A 23,374-nucleotide genomic window follows, 5' to 3' on the forward strand; every position below is an offset into this window, starting at 1 on the left:
AACCTATACCTAAAACCCAAACGAAGAAATACGACAAATGTCGTATTTGTTAAAATTGAAACCGGGGAAACTGCTCTTGAAGCCTGATAATCTTTTGATTGAGTGACGCCACAAACTTTTGGTGTTGCTCGGTATCGGGATTAAATGGGCGATGCTCCAGACTTTTTTGGATGCTGTCTACCTCCCGCATCACGGAAAAACAATTGCTGTCAATACTGTTCTCGCAAAAACAATCCCAGATGTAGTCTATGGCAACAGCGCTGGGATGCAGCATGTCTTCCGCATAGAAACGGTAGTCGCGCAACTCGTCCATCAAAATCTCGTAAGAAGGAAAATAAGCAACCCTTTCCGATGTCGCCAGCACTTCATGAAGGGCGGTAATCAAATGGGCTTTGCTGCGTTGGTTTTCCACAAAACCATCTTTGAGATGACGCACCGGAGAAACCGTGAAGATAAAATGGCACTCAGGGTTAACACTTCGGATGGTGTTAATGGTTTCCTGAATAGCGTTTTGAATAGCATTGACCGAAAGTATTGTTTTGTCAAACTGATTTTGCGGTACCTTATGGCAGTTGGCTACAATAGCTCCTGACTCTTTTGCTGTATAAACCCATGCCGTTCCGTACGTAATAATGCAATGGGTGGATTCGATTATGCTGGTGTAAGTCAATTCAAGCTGTTCGTTCAAAAGGCTCAGGAAGGTTTCTCTATCCGGATGACTCCACTGGGAATGCACTTGGTAACAGTGCCACAAATCATGATGAAAGAAGATGTCCTGTGCTGTAAAATACCTTTTGGTAACCGCTCTGGTCACCAGTTGCGCTATCGAATCGGGATTAAAAATAATGCCAAACGGATTGAGGGTATTCTGAAACTTGAAATAGTCTAATTTCTCTCCCATATTGTCGGCAAAGCAAGAGCCTAAAGTAGTTATTCTTGAATGATAATCAATCAAATGAGGTGTGGGAACAATAGGTACTTTAGTCGAAAATTTCATGGTTTAGTAATAGATGTAATTACTGGTTCCCACTGTTGTGCTTCCGTCATTATTGGTCACGGTTTGAATTCTCTGGGTTGGATAATTTGCCGCGTTAACGGTATAATCAAAAACTGAGGCGTTATTGAATTGCGGATTGACCGTATTATTGAGCTGAGCAAAGGTGGCAAATCCGTTCTTAACATCCAGAAAAAACAGCAGCTTATCATACCCCACTATATTGCGCAGCGGACTGTAATAACTGCTGTAGGAGGCCTGAAGTCTGGTTACCCAACCTGTTCCGTCCCAATCTTCCATTACTGTTGGTCTCCCGGCACTATCCCTTGTTATTCTGGACGTTTGAAACAGATTAGCAGGGTTAGCCACCGTACCGTCATAAAACAGTGCAGTAATGGTGTTATCCGAATTATAGGTATATGTTATGGTCTCCGATGCCCCTTCCTGATATTCCGTGGCTGTTTCTTTGATCAACCTGTCCTCATTGTCATACTGATAGTCGGTTTTGACCATCAAATCTCCATAGCTGTAATTGGAAAATGACACAATCAAATCACCCTCATAAGTATAGTGACTCTCCCAGTAATCATCCATCTTTAGGGTAGAAATCTTATTTCCGTTATAGGTGTAGCGATACACCATGGTAGAAGTACCGGTAGAAGAAACATAAGTGGATTGCACTTCCTTGAGCAACGGGGCGGCATCCGAATTATCAGCGGAATCACTTGAACAAGCATAACATAGTAAAACAATAGCCGTCAAAAAGAAGTATATTTTTTTCATACTGAAATGTTTATTGACACAAAACAACTAAAAATTTATCATCCGACAACCACATAAGGCTAAAAATAAAAGCCCTTTCGTGTTACAACAGAAAGGGCTTTTGGCAATATAGTTGATTTTTGACGTTTTAATAATAAAATAATGTCCTTTGGTAGTTAGACACTGTACCTCCTAAAAAAGGCGCATCGGCTGTCATTTCAGTCGGATAGTTACCATCATACTTGAAAACAGTAGTGGTCGTTTGTAATGAAGAAATGACTTCTTCTGTCTCCAAATTAGTAACCGTTGTAGTCACGACAGTACCAATTACGTTGTTTACCGCCGTGTTTTTTTCGTAATTCAAAAGTTGAGCAAATCCCAAAACAGCCTGTAAAGGATTTTTCTTAGCATCATACTGATAGGTGGTTTCTTTTACCATCAAAACAGTGGCCCCCGCATCATCAAAAGTTCTTTGGTCTTTTACCAAATTCCCATTTTCAAAATAGTAAACACCATGGTATACCAACACTTCATTTTGCTCGGCATCTACCGTTCTCTTCTCATAGGTAACAGTACCGTCGGCATGGTGCACAAAATGAAACACATAATGGTCAGAAGACGTAATTTGAGTCAGTACGCCGTCAGTATAACTGTAATCTAAAATGTTTTGATGTGCCGTAGCCAAATCGGTTTCGGCAACACGGGTGATGAAATCTCCGTTATACGCAAAATCAACGGTTTGATTTTCACTTACCATGGAAACTATTTTATTCCCGTTGTAATTCAAAAGAGTAGTCACTGTAGAACCGTCAGTTGCAACGTCAACGGTCTTTCTTAAAAATTTATCGGTATTGGTTTGGCTGCTGTCTGTTGAACAAGAGACAAGTGTCATCAACAAAATGGACAACAATCCATAAACTGTGTAGAATCTTTTCATGATGTAGGTATAAATGCGTATGCTGATTTGGTTCACCAAAACTATAAAACCCAAGTTATCAAGAGCAAAAAACAAGATAACTAACCAAAAAACTCGTTAAAAAGAAGCTTTTAAACCATTTAACTGCCAAAAACAGCTAACCGCAGCAACTTTCCAACCTCGAGACGTCATTCCCTCTGTATGGTCTTTTGGCATCGGTTTTTAGTGTAATTGCTTCGGAATGAGTCTATGATGACTCTATAGTGAGTCTATGATGACTCTATGAAAAAGCCCTGTTTTTACAGTGTCACTACAGTGGTAAAATACAAGGGTACTAAACACATGGCGAAGTAAAATCAAGGTTAGTCACCAAAGCATAAAACAAAGCCCTTTGGGTCTCTGGGAGACTCAAAGGGCTGTATAGGGTAAACGAAAATTCAGATTATTGAACGAACGACACGGCTTGGGCCAACGCCTCCTTAATTCCGGCCACGTTCTTCCCTCCGGCAGTAGCAAAGAACGGCTGACCGCCTCCACCACCTTGGATGTATTTCCCCAGTTCACGCACTACGGCTCCGGCATTGAGGTTTTTCTCAGCTACTAATTCCTTTGAAATATAACAGGTCAACATCGGCTTGTCATCCTCAGCTGTCGCCAATACTAAGAACAGATTTGTGCCTAAAGTGCCCAATTCATACGCCAAATCTTTGGCGCCTTCCGGATTCAAATCAACTTGAGCCGCTAAGAATTTCACACCGTTGATTTCTTGCAATTGCGAAGCCAATTCGCCTTTCAGTCCTTTCGCTTTTTCTTTTAACAGCTGTTCTACTTGCTTTTTCAATTTGGCGTTGTCGTCCTGCAATGAAACAACAGACTTAAGGGTATCCTGCGGGTTCTTCAGGATTTCTTTAATAGAGGCTAACATTTCTTCTTGTTGACTGAAGAATTTTTTCACAGCTTCACCGGTAATGGCTTCCACACGACGGATACCGGCAGCCACAGCTCCCTCAGAAATGATTTTGAAATGCCAGATGTCGGCCGTGTTTTTCACGTGAATTCCACCACACAATTCGCGGCTGTCACCAAACTCAATCATACGAACGGTATCCCCGTATTTTTCGCCAAACAGAGCCATGGCGCCTTTTGCCATAGCTTCCTGAATCGGAAGGTTTCTGTATTCTACCAATTGCAATTGCTCTTCGATGCGGGCATTGACAAATGCCTCTACTTTGCTGATTTCTTCGTCTGTGACTTTGGCAAAATGCGAAAAGTCAAAACGCAGGTAATCAGGATTCACCAAGGAGCCTTTTTGTTCTACATGCGTACCCAAAACAGTTCGCAAGGCCAAGTGCATCAAGTGAGTAGCTGAGTGGTTTTTAGACGTGGCTGTTCGCAAATCGGTATTGACTTGGGCCACAAAATTAGCTTCAACATTTTCCGGAAGCTGCTTGGCAAAGTGCAGAATTAAGTTGTTTTCTTTTTTGGTGTCGATGATTTCAATAGTTTCATTGGCCGAAACCAAGGTACCTTTATCACCTACTTGCCCTCCTCCTTCCGGATAGAATGGCGTATTATCTAAAACGATTTGGTATAGCACCCCATCTTTTTTACTGTCTACTTTACGGATACGGGTAATTTTGACTTCGTTTTCGGTTTGATCATAGCCCACAAACGTTTCTACATTCCCCGGAATCAATACCGACCAATCTTCGGTTGAGACTTCTGATGCCGCACGGGAGCGTGCCTTTTGTGCTTGTAATTCCGATTCAAAATCGGCTTCGTTATACGTATAGCCTCTTTCTTTTAAAATCAAGGCGGTCAAATCTTTCGGGAAACCAAAAGTATCATACAGTTCAAAAACCTTTTCTCCTTTGACCTCCTTACCGGAAGTTTCAGCAACCACTTTATCCAACAACTGCAAGCCTTGATCTAAGGTTCTTAAGAAAGAAGCTTCTTCTTCGCGGATTACGTTGGTTACCAACTGCTGTTGGGATTTGATTTCGGGAAAGAACTCACCCATTTGGTCAGCCAAAACCGGCACCAACTTATAGATAAACGGCTCTTTGGTATTCAAAAAGGTAAAACCATAGCGAATCGCACGGCGCAGGATACGACGTATCACGTAACCGGCACCTCCATTAGAAGGCAACTGCCCATCGGCTATGGCAAAAGCAACGGCACGTACGTGATCTACAATAACACGAATGGCGATGTTGATTTTGTTTTGTTCTTCTGATATGTTTTTTACTTCGTTGGAAGTATAGTGTAATCCGGTGATTTGTTCCACTTTTTCAATCAGTGGGGTGAACACGTCGGTGTCGTAATTGGAAGTCACTTTTTGCATCGCCATACACAGACGCTCAAATCCCATACCTGTATCAACGTGTTGGGCAGGAAGTTTTTCCAAACTGCCGTCCGCTTTGCGGTTGAATTCCATGAATACATTGTTCCAAATTTCCACTACTTGCGGGTGGTCGGCGTTGACTAAACTACGCCCGGATACAGCGGCTCTCTCGGCATCAGTACGCAAATCGATATGAATTTCCGAACACGGACCACACGGACCTTGGTCGCCCATCTCCCAGAAGTTGTCTTTTTTATTACCCAAGATGATTCGGTCTTCAGCCACATATTGTTTCCAAATATCAAACGCTTCCTGGTCAAACGGTACATTTTCAGACGGATTGCCTTCAAAAACGGAAACATACAAACGGTCTTTATCCAGCTTCAAAACTTCGGTTAGGAATTCCCAAGCCCAAGCTAAGGCTTCTTTTTTGAAGTAATCGCCAAAGGACCAGTTGCCCAGCATTTCAAACATAGTGTGGTGGTAAGTATCGAAACCTACATCTTCCAAATCGTTGTGTTTACCGGAAACTCGAAGACATTTTTGCGTGTCGGCTATACGGGGTGATTTTGGCGTTCCGTTGCCCAAAAAGAATTCTTTAAACTGTGCCATACCCGAGTTATTGAACATCAGGGTGGGATCGTCTTTTAAAACGATGGGGGCCGAAGGAACAATTAAATGTCCTTTGCTTTCAAAGAATTGTAAATACGCTTTTCGAATGTCTTGTGATTTCATTTTTTATGTTAATTCGGTTATTGGGTTATACGGTTATTTGGCATGTGTGATTTCGAATGACCGAATCCACATCCTAAAATAAATTTAGGGTTTGACTGAAACATTTGTTAAATTTGTTCGTATAACCATTGTTTTTGTAAAACAAGCACAAAAATAGTATAAAATAAAAGATGGCGAAAAAAGTAAAGTATTATTTCGATACCGAAAGCTTGGCTTACCGAAAAATTAAACCCAAGCTGTCCAAGAAATTGGGATACATTGGTTTGTTCGTATTGGCTTCGGCATTATTTGGCTTTTTGTGTTTTGTGGTTTTACTGAATACTTCGCTATTAGAAACTCCAAAAGACCGTTTGCAGGCACGCGAAATTGAAACAATGAAATTGAAATATGCCATTTTAAATAAGAAAATGGATCAGATAGACGAAGTGCTTAGCGATGTGGCCGACCGAGACAACAATATTTACCGGGCCTATTTTAATACCGCTCCTATCCCAACCGAACAGCGAAAAGCAGGATTCGGTGGAGTAAACCGGTACAAAGAGTTGGAAGGGTTTAACAATTCGGAATTGGTCATCAACACCTCGAAAAGAGTAGATGTCATTTCGAAAGAACTGGCAATTCAATCGAAATCATTGGATGAAATTGTGAAATTGGCCAAAGATAAAAACAAGCTTTTGGCAGCAATTCCGGCGATACAACCGGTGAAAAATGAGCAATTAAAACGAATGGCTTCCGGTTTTGGTTACCGTACCGATCCGTTTACCAAAGTGCGTAAAATGCACGAAGGCATGGATTTTACCGCCAGTACCGGAACTCCGATATTTGCGACCGGTGACGGAACTGTAATCAGTGCCGACAATTCCAAATCGGGATACGGCAATCATATTGAAATCAGCCACGGCTATGGGTATCTTACCCTGTACGGCCATTTGAGCAAGTACAAATGCAAACGCGGACAACGGGTGAAACGGGGTGACATCATTGGTTATGTCGGCAGTACCGGCCGAAGCGAAGCCCCTCACCTCCATTATGAAGTACACAAAGACGGGAAAGTAGTAAACCCGTTGAATTTTTATTATGGCAATATTTCGGCTGCCGAATATATCGCCATTTCCAAAGTAGCTAATCAAGAAAATCAATCTCTGGACTAATGCATATAGAACTAAAAGAAGGCAAACGATATTACAGCATTGGCGAAGTAGCCAAAGCTTTTCAGGTGAATGCATCCCTAATCCGTTTTTGGGATAAGGAATTTGACATTCTGAAACCGAAGAAAAATGCCAAAGGCAACCGCATGTTCACGCCCGAAGATGTAAAAAACCTGCAACTGATTTACCATTTGGTGAAAGAACGTGGCTTTACCTTAGACGGGGCACGCACCCATTTGAAAGAAGGTCAGAAGAAAACGCTGGACAAGTTTGAAATCATCAGTAAACTGGAAACGGTGAAAGCCCAATTACTAAACATCAAAAGCCATCTTTAGAAGGATTATTGTAACAATCGATCAATTTTAAAAACTAATAAAACAAAACTTAAACACAGAAAAACATGAACTTTAGAAAATTTTTACCTTGGATAATTGCCGTAGTTGTGATTTTTGGAATTTACAGCTGGATAAAAGGCATTAACAATACAGCGGTAACCTTAGGACAAACGGTAGAGCAATCTTGGGGAGACGTACAAACCTCTTACCAAAGAAGAAATGACTTAATCGGGAACTTGGTGAATACTGTAAAAGGCGCTGCCGATTTTGAAAAAAGCACCTTAACGGCTGTGATTGAAGCCCGTGCCAAAGCCACTTCTGTAACCATTGACCCTAAAAACATTTCTCCGGAGCAATTGGCTGCTTTCAACTCAGCACAATCCGGTGTTTCATCCTCATTATCAAAATTATTAGTTTCTGTAGAACGTTATCCTGAACTAAAAGCCAATCAAAACTTCATTGATTTACAAAGAGAATTGGCCAGCACAGAGAATCAGATTTTAACAGCCAGAACTCGTTTTAACGAAGCCGTGATGCCTTACAATACTCATATCAAAACATTCCCGAACAGCTTGTTTGCCGGTATGTTCGGTTTCAAGGAAAAAGCTTATTTCCAAGCAGTGGAAGGTGCTGACAAACCAGTAGAAGTAAAATTCTAATACAGCACAATGTCTAAAGTTGAAGACTTTTTAACCCAGGCAGAAGAGCAGGAAATCGTTTCTGCTATTGCTGTTGCCGAGAAAAACACTTCCGGGGAAATCCGGGTACATATAGAGAAAACGACTTCCATGGCTCCCATAGAGAGAGCTGTGGAGGTTTTTCATTTGCTGCAAATGCAAAATACTAAAGATCGAAACGGGGTTATCATCTATGTGGCTGTCCAAAGCAAGCAGTTTGCCATCTATGGAGACCAAGGCATCAATGACAAAGTAGAAGATACGTTTTGGGATTCTACCAAAGATGTTATTCTGGCTCATTTCAAAAACGGCAACTTTAAGCAAGGCTTAATTGACGGGGTTTTAAAAGCCGGCGAGCAACTCAAAAGATATTTTCCATATCAAGACGATGACACTAACGAACTTTCCAACGAAATATCAAAAGGCTAAATGAAATCACTAGTTAAATTATGGGCACCGGCTTTTTGTATGTTGGTTGTATTGTTGTCTGTTCAAACCGGTTATTCCCAGTTCACTATACCCGAAAAACCCGATTTTCAAACATCGGTATATGATTATGCCAACCTGTTAAGCACCCAGGAAAAAACGCAACTGGAAGAAAAACTAATTCGGTATTCCGATTCTACTTCTACACAAATTGTGGTAGCTACCATCTTGGATTTGAAAGGAGAAAGCATTGATGTGGTTTCCACCAATTGGGCACAAAAATGGGGTGTGGGTCAGGCAAAAGAAGACAATGGTGTTTTTATTTTAGTCTCCAAAAACGACCGACAAATCAGCATTCGCCCAGGCTACGGTTTGGAAGACAAACTCATTGCAGCTACTTGTGGACAAATCATCGATTATGTTATTGTACCTGAATTCAAAGCCGGAAGCTATTACAAAGGACTGGACAAAGGAGCTGATGCTATTATTGAAGTAGTAAAAGGAAAATATAAAGGCACCCGTAAACAGTCTCAAAAAGATGATGACGGGAGCTTTTTACTATTACCGTTCCTCATCATTTTTATAATCATCCTCATTATTGCCATAAAAAACAGAAACAATCGCGGCGGCGGAAACTCAGGTGGACGCGGCGGTTTGGATTTAACCGACATCATTTTGCTCAGCAGTTTAGGAAGAGGAAGTGGTGGCAGTTTTGGTGGTGGTAGTTTCGGAGGAGGCTCCGGTGGCGGAGGTTTCGGTGGAGGCTTTGGTGGTGGAGGCTTTTCAGGTGGGGGTGCCAGCGGTGGCTGGTAATTTCTTTACCATATTATCATAAAAAATCCCGCTCTTATGAAGCGGGATTTTTTATTTAGTTAAAGATCATTATGCCTTCTTCTTTTTTCTTTCCGGCAAACTTTTCGAGTTTATAGGTGAGTGAAAACATCACATAGCGTTTCAAAACCGTATTCTCTGCATCAATGATGGCAGTGGAAGTGATAGTCCGCGTGGCATTCTGGTTTTGATTCAGCATATCGTAAACCTTCACTTTGGCCAACAGTTGTTTATTAAAGAAATTATATCCCAGACTGGTATTCCATAGATAGAAATCTTTTTTAAACCCGCCGGCTATGTTGGAATTGTAATTATAGCTGAAGTCACTCCCGATGACAAAGTTTTTGGGCATGTACGAAGTGATTTCGATTTTGGCTTTGTGGAGAAAATTCTTTGCGTTATCGATGTCATAATTCTTGTAATCGGTGGTTACAAAAGTATAACGGTAACTCGGTGCCACAGTAATCAACTCATCAATACTCCAGGTAAAGTCAACTCTTGGATTGAATTCAAACTCTCTAGATTCAAACAAAACCAAATTGGTCAACCCTTGATTCAGATTGTAATTCAAGTTGATGCCCGCAGCAAAACTAAGTGTTCTTTTTTCCTTTTTATACGATTTACTCCAGCTACCCCCCAGATACGAACTCAGTCCTTTGTCTACATTCTGATAGGTAGTCGTTGATTTGTAATTGGCATCATAAACTGTAGAGGATACAACGCTATTTTTTGTCAAATTAAAACCCGAATAAATAAAATATCCTGAACGGCTCGGATAATCATAATTATTGAAACTGAAGTACAAATTGTGTCTTTGAAAAGGCTTCAGGTTTTCGTTTCCTACAATGGTATTCAGCGGATTGGAAAGATTCTCAACCGGCAAAACCTGCCCGGCTTCGGGCACTTCCATTCTGAATTCATAGTTGGCATAAATCGATTTTGATTTCCCTATAGTATGACTGATGTATCCTTTTATCCGAGGGAAAACATAATTTTTGTTCCGATTGGTCAACACCCCCAAATAATTAGATTGGGCTTTAAAATCAACAAATTCAGGTCCGATATTGATTCGCCCGTTGGTTTTATTTTTACCCAAAATAATTCCTGTAGAAGGGAAATAGGAAAAGAGTTTGGACTTTATTAAATTGGACTGTTCATCGTTGTAATCAGTATAGGCATCATCAAAAGCATTAAAATCAAAGGTGTTCAAACTTCTTCTTTCTCTTTTGTAACTCACTTCCGAAGTTACACTCAACCTCAGGGAATCTGTCAGTGGTTCACCGTAACGCACCTCAAGGTCAATATAGTCTGCTTTCTCTTTTTCAAATCGGTTTTGCCTGCGAATATCATAGGGTGTGGCATCTGCAAAAAGAGTAGCTGAATTGGTCGCCGTAAAAGCATTTTTTCGGGTTAGGTCGGTATCCAAATTTATCACCATCCCTCTTTTCTTTTTTTTGAATTGCTTGCTGAAACTGGCTTCCACTCCGAATTTTTGATTATCATTTTCCTCATACGCTTCGTTACTGCTGCTGTTTAATTCGGCAAGAGCTTCATTTGTGGTAAGTTGTCGGGAAGAAAAACGATTTCGGGTAAAACTTTTAGAGAATTTAGGCCCAACGTAAATAGTGGCAGTGGAGTCAATTTTATATTCAAAATCAAAACCTGAATTGTGATTATTGGCAATTTTCCGTGACTCACTATCCGATTGGGTAAAGGTCTTTCCGGCAGGTAACAAATTGATTCTATCCGTACGGTTGGTATTCTTCGTTTCGGCATTAGCAAAATAATAATTACCACTGACATCTAGTTTTTTGCCCCATTTATCCTGGTAATTTACCCCTGCCAAATTGGATTGGGTAATCCCTGAATTGCTTCCACCAAATGACATATTATTAATCCCGAAGCTACCATCATCGTTGTAGTATACAGAGGTGTTGCGTCCACCTCCCATATTATCGAATATCTCATCCATAGAAAAACCGACGGAATTTATATTGTTGGAAGATGCGATGACGCTCACTTTTCGTTCTCCTTTGAAATAGTTGAACAATAAACTGGATTCATACCTTTTGTCCGAGCCATAACCGGTAACCAGTTTACCGAACAACCCCTTGTTTTTATCTTCCTGTATCGTCAGATTGATTGTTTTTTCCTGTGAGCCGGAAGCTTCTCCTGAGATTTGTTCTGATTTGGTTTTGGTATCTACCACTTGTACCTTGTCGATAATTTCGGCAGGTAAGTTCTGGGTGGCTATCTTGCCGTCTTTGCCAAAAAATGGTTTGCCGTTTACCAGTATATTATTGACTTCTTTTCCGTTGACCGTGATTTTACCTTCAGGCGTAATTTCTACTCCCGGCAATTGCTTCAAAAGTGCTTCCACATTAGCATCAGCTCCTACCTTAAAAGAAGAAGCATTAAACTCAAGTGTGTCTTTTTTAATACGGATGGGAGGTATTTCGGATTTGATGACCACCTCATGGAGCTCATTAGCGACTTCTTTCATTTCAATCGTCCCAAAATCCTGATCTTTTTGCAAAGTGGGCACATCCAGCTTAAAGTCCTGAAAACTGATATAGGAGACTTTCAGAAAAACTTCTTTATTGCTTTTTTTGATTTTCAGATTAAAATCACCCAACTTATTGGTTATAGTATAATCTACCAAGCTGGAGTCTTTCACGGCCGTTAGGTACACTGTAGCCGATTCAATAGGTAATTTAGTAGTTTGGTCTACTACTTTGCCTTTCAGGGAAATTACAGATTGTGCCAATCCAAAGCAAGAGAAAAGCAAAGCACAAAGCAAGTAAAGAGGTTTGAGCATAGGGTAAAAATTAGCCGTTACTATTTGGTTTCAAACAATAACGGCTAATTTCTGACTTTAGTATGTAATGCTAAAATTTTCTTACTTAATTTAACATTTTCATTATTTCTCCCGGATGTAAATATCGATGGGAACCCCTGAGAAATCCCAGTTTTCACGAATTTTGTTTTCCAGAAAACGCTTGTATGGTTCTTTAACATATTGTGGCAGATTGGCAAAAAACACAAACTGTGGTGTTGGTGTTGGCAACTGCATGCAATATTTAATCTTTACATATTTCCCTTTCAATGCCGGTGGCGGGTAAGCCTCAATCAACTTCAGCATGTAATCGTTGAATTTGGAGGTTGGGATGCGTTGTTTCCGGTTTTCAAATACCTTCACTGTTCCTTCTAAGGCTTTAAGCAAACGTTGTTTGGTCAAAGCGGAAATAAAAATAATAGGCACATCGGTAAACGGTTCCAGTTCTTTGCGGATTTTGGCTTCATAGTCACGGGTAGACATCGTGTCTTTTTCGACCAAGTCCCATTTGTTCACTAAAATGATTACGCCTTTACGGTTCTTTTCGGCCAACCAGAAAATACTCTGATCCTGTCCTTCAAAGCCTCGGGTAGCATCAATTAATAAAATACAAACGTCGGAATGCTCAATGGCACGCACGGAACGCATCACGGAATAGAATTCTAAATCTTCTTTTACTTTGGCTTTTCGGCGGATTCCGGCAGTATCTACCAAGTTGAATTCAAAACCAAAACGATTGTAACGGGTATCGATGGAATCTCTTGTAGTACCGGCTATGTCGGTCACTACAAAACGATCTTCTCCAATTAAGGCATTGATGAATGACGATTTTCCGGCATTAGGACGTCCCACCACACAAAAACGCGGCAAGGTTTCCTCTTCTTCTGTCACTTCAGGCAATTCCGGTAACACTTCAACCAGCTTGTCCAACAGTTCTCCAGTCCCGCTGCCACTTATACTGGCAATAGTAAAGTATTCACCCAAGCCTAAATTATAAAATTCGACGGCGTCTTTTTCGCGCATCGCATTGTCTACTTTGTTGACTGCTAACAAAATGGGTTTAGTCACTTTGCGTAGTAACTTGGCAACCTCAGCATCCATAGGGGTAATCCCTTCTTCTACGTCTACCACAAAAATAATGGCATCGGCTTCATCAATCGCCAATTCTACCTGACGGCGGATTTCTCCTTCAAAAATATCATCTGAACCTTTGATGTAACCTCCGGTGTCAATGACCGAAAACTCTTTGCCGTTCCACTCACTTTTTCCATAGTTCCGATCACGGGTCACCCCACTCACCGAATCTACAATGGCTTCTCTTCTTTTGATTAAACGGTTAAAAAAAGTCGACTTCCCAACGTTGGGTCTTCCGACTATAGCTACAATATTGTTCATAATCATTTTAAATATGGTGCAAAGGTAGTATTAAAGAGCACAAATTCAATTATTTTATTATTTTAGTGTGTAAATCAAAATTTCCCTTCTAACATGGAGACACACAATGACATACGATTAAGACCCCGGTTCTACAAAGATATTGATGAAAATATTGATTCGGTAAGACAACGGTTTGTAGAGTATGCCAAGAATGTTCCTCCCGGCTTTTTAATAAAAATCAGACCCAATCACATTCAATTTTCCATACAGGGTGAAAAACAAAAATATTGGTCTCCTCATTTGTCTATTGAACTGGAAGAAAAAGTAGGCGATGAAAAAAACAGCACACATATCAGAGGTTTGTTTGGGCCTGCTCAGACATTGTGGACTTTCTTCGTCTTTCTGCACTTTATCATTGCCGGAATATTTCTGGTGTTTTTGATGTTTACCTATTCCGATTGGATGCTGCACCAACCGCTGAAAGGCAACCTTATCGTACTCACCTTAATGGCCTTTTGCTGGGTCTTGTTGTATTTTATCGGAAGACAGACCCGAGCCAATGGATACGGACAAATGGAAGAATTGGAACAGGAATTTTATAAAATAATTAGATAATTATTTTTGATTGTATCCAAATCGGCGCAATTGGTACGAATTACTTCTCCAGTCTTTGTTGACTTTTACAAACAGTTCGATGTGGATTTGCTTACCGAAGAACTTCTCTAAATCCAAGCGTGATTCCATTCCGACTTTCTTCAAAGCAGCTCCTTTGTGCCCGATGATAATGCCTTTTTGGGTATCGCGTTCCACCATAATTACCGAACGGATTCGGATGATTTTTTCATCTTCTAAAAATTCTTCGGTCTCTATTTCTACAGCATATGGAATCTCTTTGTCGTAGTTCAACAGGATTTTCTCGCGTATGGTTTCGTTAACAAAGAAACGCTCCGGTTTATCGGTCAGCGCATCTTTAGGATAGTAAGGCGGAGATACAGGCAGCAAGTCAAGAATACGGGCAAAAACTTCTTTTACATTAAAGTTCTCTAACGCTGATATGGGGAAGATTTCTGCATTAGGTACCTTCTCCTTCCACAAATCAATTTGCTCTTCCAGTTGTTCCTGATTGGATTTATCAATTTTATTCAACAAGAGCAATACCGGAATTTTGGAATGAATGATTTTATTGAAAAAGGCCTCATCTTTGAGTTCTTTCTCCCCTATTTCAACCATATAAATCAATACATCCGCATCTTCAAAAGCCGATTTCACAAAATCCATCATGGAGTTTTGCAATTCATACGCCGGTTTGATAATACCGGGTGTATCCGACAAGACTACTTGAAAGTCTTCTCCGTTGACAATCCCCAGAATGCGGTGACGGGTAGTTTGTGCTTTGGAGGTGATGATGGATAATCGTTCGCCTACAAAGGCATTCATTAGAGTTGATTTCCCTACGTTTGGGTTTCCTATGATGTTTACAAAACCTGCTTTATGTTTTTGCTCCATGTTGAAATACGAAACAGAATTAAATTAAAAAAAGCCACCCAAAAAATGGATGGCTTTGAGTTAGTAGCGGGAACAGGACTCGAACCTGTGTCCGCCGCGGCGGATATGAGCCCGAAATTATAATTGAGCAATAATCTCTTTTATAAACGCTCTTCCTTTGCCTGCTTTTAAATTTCTTTCTCTCTTCAAAGCCTCAGATTTCGTTGTGAAAAACTCTACATATATCACTGTCCAAGGTCTGAATTTGATTGTATATCCTTTTTTACTCAAATAATTGTGAGATTTAAATCGTTCAATCAAATTAGAAGTGCAGCCTATGTAAACTTTGTTATGTTCCCCTGAGAACAATATGTACACAACAAATTCATCCATTTCAATACAAAAAAAGCCACTCACACGGAATGGCTTTTTGGTGGTAGTAGCGGGAACAGGACTCGAACCTGTGACCTTCGGGTTATGAGCCCGACGAGCTGCCTACTGCTCTATCCCGCGCTGTTTCGAGTGCAAATATACAACGAATATCCAATAAGTCAAGTAAAAAGTGAAAAAAAACCATATTATTCCCTAAATAACCGCTAATGGTTTGAGGCTTACCTATCCTGCCGTGTTGAAAATGTCTCAATTGCTTTGGACAATATCCTATAAGTAAAAGACAACTGTTTCTCAAGGTCGGTCCAGATTCCAGGACTTCCACTTGAGGTAGTTCATGCGTTCTTGGGCCAGCGCTTCAATAACCGGTTTGGGATAAAAGCATTTGCCCCCAAATTTTAAAAACGGAAGTACCTCTTTGTGGCGCCAACGCGCTAAGGTTCTGTCACAGACTTTAAAAATTCGTTTCATGTCGGCATTGTCGTAGTAAAGTTCTAACGAGAAGATGCCTTGCGTCAGGTGTTTCATAGTACCATAAATTTTAAATGTTTATTATACTTTTTACACTAGGGGGGCCTGTAAAAAAATTAAAGATACCTTTCCAAATTCTGTGCCAAATTTTCTGACAGTCTCCCAAAGGGTGCCGGCAGGGTGCTGTACCTCACATCCTACCGTCCCTTTAGCTCCTTAGGCCGCAACGGTTACCGCCGCCATCGGACTGCTGGTCGCTGCCGTTTTATGATCAGCGGAGGTGACCCCTAACCAGCTGTACACTTCCAACCCCTGAAAAAAGTCCGGCAAGGTTACCACAACTACCTGTTCTACTCTAGTGGCGGTTTCCAGTTGGGTAAAATAGAGTCCGGCGGTAGGTGCATATACCACTACCAAAAGAGTGTCATCGGTTTTAGCATCGCCCTGCCCGCTGTTGTCTTCCCAATTGAACTTGAGTTGGTTGCCGCCAATTGCCGCCACCGTTGGATTTTGCAGGCCCGTTAAATCCCCTCGACTGATAAGGACTTTGGAGTAATCTATCCCGAAATCGGGGTCGTTAAACACTACCGCCTCTTTGAGGTGGTAGGACATGGCCTGATTCAAACGACTTTGATCGCCGTTTCGTTGACCGAAATACTTGCGCAACACCCCGTTCATGGGCGTTAAAAACCCGCTTGCCGTCAAAAACCGCTGCCGTTGCTGCAGCTGGGTTTCGCTGGGGTTGCTGTTTCCTTTTTTGGGCAAAGAGCGTAAAATGTCTTTACCGCGCCAATTGGCGCCTACAACGGTTCCTACTTTTCCCGAGAACGGGCCTAAGATTCCTTTTTTGTACGTTGCCATAATCTTGAAATTAAAATTATTTTCTGATACCCGGCACTCCCCTGTGGAGCCCATCGTCACTACGAAGGTAATGCGACTAAGGAGCGGCCTGTCGGCGGTGTCCGGTTTTGTCCGCATTTGTCCTAAAATGTCTTCGTTTGTCCTAAAATGTCCTGTTTGGCGTCATTTTGAGGGGTTTTGTTCGGTAGTTGTTCGGTAGTGCTTCGACAGCGCTTCGGCAAAACAGTACTTTTACCGAAGAACGATCGAAGAAAACACGAAGTAAAGCGGTTCGTCTTGCTTTGCTAGTAACCAATAGCAATGGATTGCTTAGTGCCATCGTAAATCAAAAAATCAGTATGAATTTGTGAGTGTTTATCTGTTACAGGCCGAAACCAAACTACTGTATAAACTTCCTATCCTTCTTTTCAGCAGGGAAATCCGCCTGCCATTTACAGATTCATGCGGTTGTGTGACATAAGTTACTGACCGGGGAAATACCACGTCCTACTTTTGCTTCATCAATTTAGTATCACCATTTATGAAGCAGTATTTTTTTATTCTTATCGGCATCGTGTTTACTTCCGTTGGGGCTTACAGTCAGGATACCCTGATGGTCTCTAAAAAAGAAATTCAGGAAAAAGCCGCTGCCGGAAACCTTCAGCTCAAACTAGCCGAGAAGGACTATCTTTCGGCCAAAGCCGATTACCAACAATCAAACGCACTCTTTTTGCCCAACCTTACAGCGAGTCACACGGCTCTATCCACAACAAATCCTTTGATGGCATTTGGGTCCAAATTGAATCAGGAGATTTTAACCGCTTCCGATTTCAATCCGGCCTTGCTGAATGACCCTAAAAAAACGCAAAACTTTGCCACTGTGATTAGTGTACAACAACCTTTGCTCAATGCGGATGGTTTGTACGAAAGAAAAGCCGCCTATGCTAAAATGGGAGCTTACGAATTGCAAAGCGAACGCACCAAGGAATACATTCAGTTAGAAACCAACAAAGCCTATATGCAACTGCAATTGGCTTATCAGGCGGTGACAGTATTAAAAAAGGCTGAGACAACTGCTATGGCCAACTTAAAAGTCATTACCAATTATTTCAATCAGGGTTTGGTTCAAAAAACCGATGTGCTCAACGTACAAATCAGAGTGAATGATGTGAGCAATCAATTGCATTATGCCCAAAGCAATGTTCAGAACGCCTCTGATTATTTGGGGTTTCTTCTTAACGAAGACCTCAAAAACAAAGTTTACAAACCGGCAGAACCTATAGAAAACACCATCACTCCGATTGCCGTAACCGCTCAGGTTTCCGAAAACCGTAAAGACATCCAAGCTATGAAACAAACCGAAACCGCGTATCAAAAAATGTATGTTTCAAGCAAAATGAACTTTCTGCCCAGATTGAATGCTTTCGGCAGTTATGAGTTGTACGACCAATCGCTGTTTGGCACTAAAGCCAAAGGCTATACGGTAGGTGCGCAATTGTCCTGGAATGTTTTTGACGGTTCCAAATCGATTGGAAAAATGGCCAAAGCCAAAGCGGATTATCAAAAAGCCACTTTGGAAACGGAGCAGTATAAAAAGAAAAGTCAGTTAGAACTAAACCAAACCCACAGACAACTGGGAGATGCCGAAAACAAGGTCAGCTTGGCTCAATTGGCTTTTGAACAGGCACAGGAAGCTTACCGAATTCGTCAGAACCGCTTTGCGCAAGGCTTGGAAAAAACAACTGATTTGTTGCAATCCGAAACCCAAATGGTGCAAAAAGAACTGGAACACTTACAAGCCGTTTTTGAATACAATTTCACCAAACAGTATTTACAGTTTTTAACGAACTAAGAAAACAGATAATAGACGGAGAGATGATAGATGACAGACGAAAAGATTATAGGTAAACAGACTGAATAATAATTGACAAATACACCCATACTAATTATGAAAAAAACAATCATATCCCTTTCTCTTGCGGCAGCCTTGTTGGTTTCTTGCGGAAAAGAGAAAAAAGAAACAATCACCAACGACCCGGCTGTTCCCGTTAAAGTTAGTGGCATTGCAGCCAACGGTAATGGCGATTTTGTAACGGCAAGCGGTAAAATTGAAGCCGAAAACAGTGCTAACGTGAGCACCCGAATGATGGGCTATGTGACTAAAGTGCATGTTAAAACAGGCCAAAAAGTGCAAGCCGGTCAATTATTGGTCAGCATCAACAATGCCGATTTGCAGGCCAAAAAAGCGCAGGTGGATGCCTCTATCCTACAGGCCACAGCAGCTTATAATAATGCCAAAAAAGATTTTGAACGCTTTACCGCTTTGTTCAACCAACAAAGTGCATCCCAAAAAGAATTAGACGACATGACGTCGCGTTACGAAATGGCCAAAGCCGGTTTGGAAGGTGCCAAACAAATGCGCAATGAAGTAATGGCCCAGTTTTCTTATTCCAATATCACCGCTCCTTTCTCGGGAGAGGTGACCAACACCTTTGTGAAAGAAGGCGATATGGCCAACCCAGGAATGCCGTTAGTGAGTATCGAAGGCGCTTCACATTTACAGGTCACCGCTATGGTAGCGGAAAGCGACATCAGTGCCATTCATAACGGAATGAAGGTAAAAGTTGTGGTAAAATCAGCACAGCAAACCCTGAACGGAACAGTAACGGAAGTGAGTACTTCGGCTAAAAACACCGGCGGACAGTATTTGGTAAAAATCAATTTAACCAACCCGCCTTCCGAAGTGTTATCGGGCATGTTTGTGAACGTACAGTTTCCTTTGGCCGGCAAAAAAGAAATGGTTAAAGATAAGAGCGCTAAAGTCATGGTACCCGAGAACGCTTTGGTACGACAAGGCCAACTAACCGGTATTTATACTATCGGGAACGGAAACACCGCTATTTTGCGATGGCTGCGTTTGGGTAAAACTTATGGCAACCAGGTAGAAGTGTTATCAGGACTTTCAGCTGATGAAACGTACATCGTTTCGGCAGAAGGGAAGTTGTATAACGGAGCAAAAGTGAAAATAGAGTAAACCCATTTTCAAATTAACCCATTTTCAAATTAAAAATTATGCAAGAAGGTATATCAGGTAAAATAGCCCATTTTTTCATCAACTCTAAGTTGACCATATTATTGATGGTGGCGTTGATGATCATAGGCGTATACAGTTCGTTTTTGATTCCCCGCGAAGAAGAACCGCAGATTAACGTGCCTATGGCCGATGTCATGGTAGGGTATCCGGGAGCCAATCCAACTGAAGTGGAAAGCCGCGTTGTAAAGCCGTTGGAGAAGATTATTTCCAACATCAAAGGCGTAGAACACGTGCACAGCATGGCCATGAACGGTCAAGCGATGCTGATTGTGCAATTTTATGTAGGTCAGGATGTAGAACGTTCCTATGTAAAATTATATGACGAATTGGCCAAACATGACAACATGTTTCCGCAAGGCGTTTACAAACCAATGGTAAAAACGCGTTCTATAGACGATGTTCCCATGCTGGGATTAACGTTGTGGAGCGAAAAACTATCCGATTTTGAATTGCGCCAAATGGCGGAAGAAGTTACTTCGGAAATAGAAAAGGTAAAAGATGTAGCCATCACCAAAGAAATAGGTGGCAGAAACCGCGAAGTAAAAGTAGTCCTCGATAAAGATAAAATGGCCGAAAACGGTGTGGATGCTTTGGGTATTATACAAATGATACAGGCCAACAACGGCAGTTCGCAATCGGGCAGTTTTGTGAATAACGACAAGGAGTATTTGGTAACTACCGGAGAGTTTTTGAAAACGGCAGAGGATGTAGAAAACTTAGTCGTTGGCGTGAATGCCAATATGCCGGTGTATTTAAAACAAGTCGCCTCAATACAGGACGGGCCGGCCACGCCGAGCAGCTATGTTTCTTTCGGTTACGGTAAAGCCAATCCGAATTTCAAAAATGCCAAATCCGAATACCCGGCAGTTACGATTTCAATCGGTAAGGTAAAAGGTGCCGATGCAATGAAGATTTCAGAGAAGATTCTGGACCGCGTCAACCAATTGAAAAAAAGTCTGATTACCAATGATGTCCATGTAGAAGTTACCCGCAATTACGGAGAAACCGCTTCGGATAAAGTAGGTGAATTGTTGCTGCACTTGGGCATAGCCATTGTAGCCGTAACCCTGTTGGTCATTTTGGCAATGGGATGGCGAGGCGGACTGGTCGTATTCTTTTCAGTGCCGCTGACTTTTGCATTGACCTTGTTTGCTTACTACTTATTAGGCTATACGCTGAATCGAATTACGCTTTTCGCATTAGTATTCGTAGTGGGTATTGTGGTGGATGACAGTATTATCATTGCCGAAAACATGCACCGCCATTTTAAAATGAAGCGACTGCCGTTTAAGCAAGCGGCCATCTATGCCATTAATGAAGTGGGAAATCCGACCATATTAGCTACATTCACGGTTATTGCCGCCATACTTCCTATGGCTTTTGTTTCGGGGATGATGGGACCATATATGAGTCCGATGCCGATTGGTGCTTCGATTGCCATGTTGCTTTCGTTGTTTGTGGCTTTGACAGTTACGCCTTATCTGGGGTATCATCTGTTACAGGAAAAAGAAGCACAGGAACACAAAGCCGAACAAGGTTTGGAAACTTCATTTATTTACAAACTCTACAACAAACTGGAAAGACCATTATTGGACAGTTCTAAAAAAAGAAGAATCCTGGTAGGAATTACGGTGCTGTTATTGTTAGGTTCTGTAACAATGTTTTTCACCAAAACGGTAGCAGTGAAAATGTTGCCTTTTGACAATAAAAACGAATTTCAAGTGGTGATTGATATGCCGGAAGGTACAACTTTAGAAAGAACAGCAGCGGTAACTCAGGAAATCGCCCAATACCTTTCTACCGTTCCCGAAGTGGTCAATTACCAGAACTATATTGGTACTTCTGCTCCTATCACGTTTAACGGACTGGTGCGTCACTACGACATGCGTGGCGGCAGCAATATGGCCGACATCCAAGTAAATTTACTGCACAAGGAAGACCGCGATTTGCAGAGTCATTCCATAGCCAAGTTAGTACGTCCCGAAGTGCAAAAGATTGCCAAAAAATATGGTGCCAATGTAAAAATCATTGAAGTGCCGCCGGGGCCACCGGTACTGTCTACTTTGGTAGCGGAAATTTACGGTCCGGATTACAAAGACCAAATCAAAGTGGCCAACCAAGTAAAAAGGATTTTGGAAGCCACCTCGGACATCGTAGACGTAGACTGGATGACCGAAGACAATCAAACCGAATACCGCTTGGAAGTGGATAAAGAAAAAGCCATGCTGAATGGTGTAGCGCCACAACAAGTCGTAGGCAATTTGACTTACCTGCTGAAAGAATATCCGGTTTCCAATCTTTATGCGGAAAACTCGAATGACAATGTGGGCATCGTGCTCTCTTTGGATGATAAAGACAAAACCTCGTTGCAGGACATTGAGAATTTAAAAATAAAAGGCGGTCGGGGTACTGTGGTTCCGGTGAGTGATCTGGTGAAAGTTGTTGAAGACACTTTGCAAAAAACCATTTACCGAAAAGACCAAAAAAGGGTCGTTTACGTAACGGCAGATATGGCGGGCGCATTAGAAAGTCCGGTATACGCTATATTGGGTATGAATGAAAAACTGCAAAAAATGCAATTGCCTAAAGGGTATAAAGTCAATGAATTGTACATGGAACAACCAACAGATGAAAGCGATTTTACAGTAAAATGGGATGGCGAATGGCAGATTACACTGGAAGTATTCCGCGATTTAGGAGTTGCTTTCTTGGTGGTTATTGTGATTATTTACATGCTTATCGTGGGTTGGTTTCAAAACTTTAAAACGCCTATGGTGATGATGATGGCGATTCCGCTTTCATTAATCGGCATTGTTTTGGGTCACTGGTTGTTGGGCGCTTTTTTCACCGCTACTTCGTTTATCGGAATGATTGCCTTGGCGGGCGTTATGGTGAGGAATTCGGTGCTGTTGATTGACTTTATTGAAATCCGATTACAGGAAGGCATCGCATTAAAACAAGCCATTATTGAAGCAGGCGCTGTGCGAACTACGCCTATCCTACTGACCACCGGAGCTGTAGTCATTGGTGCCTCTATCATATTATTTGATCCAATATTTCAGGGATTGGCGATATCGCTGGTGTTTGGTGCCATTGTATCAACCCTACTGACCTTATTAGTGGTGCCTATTATTTATTATGTAACCGAAAGAAAGAAATGGGAAAAACCCAATTAAAAATACAACATCATGAAATTAGTAATCATCAATGCCATACAGGAGTTTGATCCTATCATCAAACAATTATTGAAGCAGGCCAAAGTGCACACGTTTTCCTATCGGAGCGTTATAGGATACCGCGACAGTAGTGATGACGCGTTGGAAAACAATTGGTTTGCTTCTGAAATGCATGAAACCGAATCGGTTCTGTTTTATGCTTTTGTTCCTTCGAAACAGGTAGACCCTTTATTTGAATTGGTTACCTCGTTTAATCAAAGTCAAACAACTACTTCGCAAATACATATTGCCGTTTTAAACATCGAAAAATCAAATTAATTAGAAGTTATGAAAAACAGAATCGTTAGAGCCGTAGCCGGCACATTTATCCTTATAAGTCTTTTATTGGCTCATTATGTCAATCCAAATTGGTTTTGGTTTACTGCTTTTGTGGGAGCCAATCTGCTTCAATCCTCAATAACCCGTTGGTGTTTGATGGAAGACATTTTGAAAAAATTGGGTGTCAAAGACTAAACAATCTTTGTCGACAACTACTCA

At 41.4% G+C, this 23,374-nt stretch carries 21 protein-coding genes and 1 tRNA gene; 11 read left to right on the forward strand and 11 right to left on the reverse strand.

Annotated elements, in window-relative coordinates; translation table 11 throughout:
• Nucleotides 1–49 precede the first annotated feature (49 nt).
• From ACSVH6_RS07935 to alaS, 4 genes are all read right to left on the reverse strand, one after another.
• Nucleotides 50–997 (reverse strand): GSCFA domain-containing protein, encoded by a 948-nt coding sequence (locus ACSVH6_RS07935; protein ID WP_438077257.1) that lies wholly within the window; start codon nt 995–997, stop codon nt 50–52.
• A gap of 3 nt (nt 998–1,000) precedes the next feature.
• Complete coding sequence (locus ACSVH6_RS07940; protein ID WP_438077259.1) at nt 1,001–1,777, reverse strand: hypothetical protein; 777 nt, start codon at nt 1,775–1,777, stop codon at nt 1,001–1,003.
• Nucleotides 1,778–1,904: 127 nt separating this feature from the next.
• Nucleotides 1,905–2,693, reverse strand: a complete 789-nt coding sequence (locus ACSVH6_RS07945; RefSeq protein WP_438077261.1) for a hypothetical protein — start codon at nt 2,691–2,693, stop codon at nt 1,905–1,907.
• Nucleotides 2,694–3,114: 421 nt separating this feature from the next.
• Complete coding sequence (gene alaS / locus ACSVH6_RS07950) at nt 3,115–5,751, reverse strand: alanine--tRNA ligase (RefSeq protein WP_438077263.1); 2,637 nt, start codon at nt 5,749–5,751, stop codon at nt 3,115–3,117.
• Nucleotides 5,752–5,921: 170 nt separating this feature from the next.
• On the opposite strand from alaS, the gene ACSVH6_RS07955 reads away from it, so the two are divergent.
• The 5 genes from ACSVH6_RS07955 (at nt 5,922) to ACSVH6_RS07975 (ending at nt 9,150) form a co-directional block, all read left to right on the forward strand.
• On the forward strand, nt 5,922–6,902 hold the full coding sequence (locus ACSVH6_RS07955) for a peptidoglycan DD-metalloendopeptidase family protein (RefSeq protein WP_438077265.1): 981 nt from the start codon (nt 5,922–5,924) through the stop codon (nt 6,900–6,902).
• Nucleotides 6,902–7,234, forward strand: coding sequence for a MerR family transcriptional regulator (locus ACSVH6_RS07960; RefSeq protein WP_438077267.1), 333 nt, complete (start codon nt 6,902–6,904; stop codon nt 7,232–7,234). Before ACSVH6_RS07955 ends, ACSVH6_RS07960 begins: the two co-directional genes overlap by 1 nt.
• 65 nt (nt 7,235–7,299) lie before the next feature.
• Entirely contained in the window at nt 7,300–7,893 is a 594-nt protein-coding gene (locus ACSVH6_RS07965) for a LemA family protein (protein WP_438077269.1), read from the forward strand.
• A gap of 9 nt (nt 7,894–7,902) precedes the next feature.
• Nucleotides 7,903–8,340, forward strand: coding sequence for a TPM domain-containing protein (locus tag ACSVH6_RS07970; protein WP_438077271.1), 438 nt, complete (start codon nt 7,903–7,905; stop codon nt 8,338–8,340).
• A complete protein-coding gene (locus ACSVH6_RS07975) occupies nt 8,341–9,150 on the forward strand; it encodes a TPM domain-containing protein (protein WP_438077272.1) in 810 nt (269 codons plus the stop codon).
• Between the two features lie 55 nt (nt 9,151–9,205).
• Here the strand turns inward: ACSVH6_RS07975 and ACSVH6_RS07980 are convergent, their stop codons facing one another.
• Nucleotides 9,206–11,986 (reverse strand): outer membrane beta-barrel protein, encoded by a 2,781-nt coding sequence (locus ACSVH6_RS07980; RefSeq protein ID WP_438077274.1) that lies wholly within the window; start codon nt 11,984–11,986, stop codon nt 9,206–9,208.
• Between the two features lie 102 nt (nt 11,987–12,088).
• Nucleotides 12,089–13,399, reverse strand: a complete 1,311-nt coding sequence (der, locus tag ACSVH6_RS07985) for a ribosome biogenesis GTPase Der (protein ID WP_438077275.1) — start codon at nt 13,397–13,399, stop codon at nt 12,089–12,091.
• Nucleotides 13,400–13,492: 93 nt separating this feature from the next.
• On the opposite strand from der, the gene ACSVH6_RS07990 reads away from it, so the two are divergent.
• Nucleotides 13,493–13,996, forward strand: coding sequence for a hypothetical protein (locus ACSVH6_RS07990; RefSeq protein WP_438077277.1), 504 nt, complete (start codon nt 13,493–13,495; stop codon nt 13,994–13,996).
• Here ACSVH6_RS07990 and era read toward each other — a convergent pair whose 3' ends face one another.
• The 5 genes from era to ACSVH6_RS08015 form a co-directional block, all read right to left on the reverse strand.
• Complete coding sequence (gene era, locus ACSVH6_RS07995) at nt 13,997–14,887, reverse strand: GTPase Era (RefSeq protein ID WP_438077279.1); 891 nt, start codon at nt 14,885–14,887, stop codon at nt 13,997–13,999.
• 117 nt (nt 14,888–15,004) lie between these two features.
• A complete protein-coding gene (locus ACSVH6_RS08000; protein WP_438077568.1) occupies nt 15,005–15,259 on the reverse strand; it encodes a GIY-YIG nuclease family protein in 255 nt (84 codons plus the stop codon).
• Nucleotides 15,260–15,306: 47 nt separating this feature from the next.
• Nucleotides 15,307–15,379: transfer RNA gene (locus ACSVH6_RS08005), tRNA-Met, on the reverse strand.
• A 171-nt stretch (nt 15,380–15,550) separates the two neighbouring features.
• On the reverse strand, nt 15,551–15,784 hold the full coding sequence (locus tag ACSVH6_RS08010; protein WP_438077281.1) for a helix-turn-helix domain-containing protein: 234 nt from the start codon (nt 15,782–15,784) through the stop codon (nt 15,551–15,553).
• A 159-nt stretch (nt 15,785–15,943) separates the two neighbouring features.
• Entirely contained in the window at nt 15,944–16,588 is a 645-nt protein-coding gene (locus ACSVH6_RS08015) for a DUF6266 family protein (RefSeq protein ID WP_438077283.1), read from the reverse strand.
• Nucleotides 16,589–17,108: 520 nt separating this feature from the next.
• On the opposite strand from ACSVH6_RS08015, the gene ACSVH6_RS08020 reads away from it, so the two are divergent.
• The 5 genes from ACSVH6_RS08020 to ACSVH6_RS08040 all read left to right on the forward strand — a co-directional run bounded on the left by ACSVH6_RS08020 (nt 17,109) and on the right by ACSVH6_RS08040 (nt 23,350).
• A complete protein-coding gene (locus ACSVH6_RS08020) occupies nt 17,109–18,419 on the forward strand; it encodes a TolC family protein (protein ID WP_438077285.1) in 1,311 nt (436 codons plus the stop codon).
• Between the two features lie 96 nt (nt 18,420–18,515).
• Entirely contained in the window at nt 18,516–19,601 is a 1,086-nt protein-coding gene (locus ACSVH6_RS08025) for an efflux RND transporter periplasmic adaptor subunit (RefSeq protein ID WP_438077286.1), read from the forward strand.
• 38 nt (nt 19,602–19,639) lie between these two features.
• Nucleotides 19,640–22,837: an efflux RND transporter permease subunit gene (locus tag ACSVH6_RS08030; RefSeq protein WP_438077288.1), complete on the forward strand. Its 3,198-nt coding sequence runs from the start codon at nt 19,640–19,642 to the stop codon at nt 22,835–22,837.
• A 12-nt stretch (nt 22,838–22,849) separates the two neighbouring features.
• Complete coding sequence (locus ACSVH6_RS08035) at nt 22,850–23,155, forward strand: hypothetical protein (RefSeq protein ID WP_438077290.1); 306 nt, start codon at nt 22,850–22,852, stop codon at nt 23,153–23,155.
• A gap of 9 nt (nt 23,156–23,164) precedes the next feature.
• A complete protein-coding gene (locus tag ACSVH6_RS08040; protein ID WP_438077291.1) occupies nt 23,165–23,350 on the forward strand; it encodes a YgaP family membrane protein in 186 nt (61 codons plus the stop codon).
• Nucleotides 23,351–23,374: the final 24 nt, after the last annotated feature.

This window comes from Flavobacterium sp. XGLA_31, from assembly GCF_051547105.1.
Taxonomy (GTDB): Bacteria; Bacteroidota; Bacteroidia; order Flavobacteriales; family Flavobacteriaceae; genus Flavobacterium.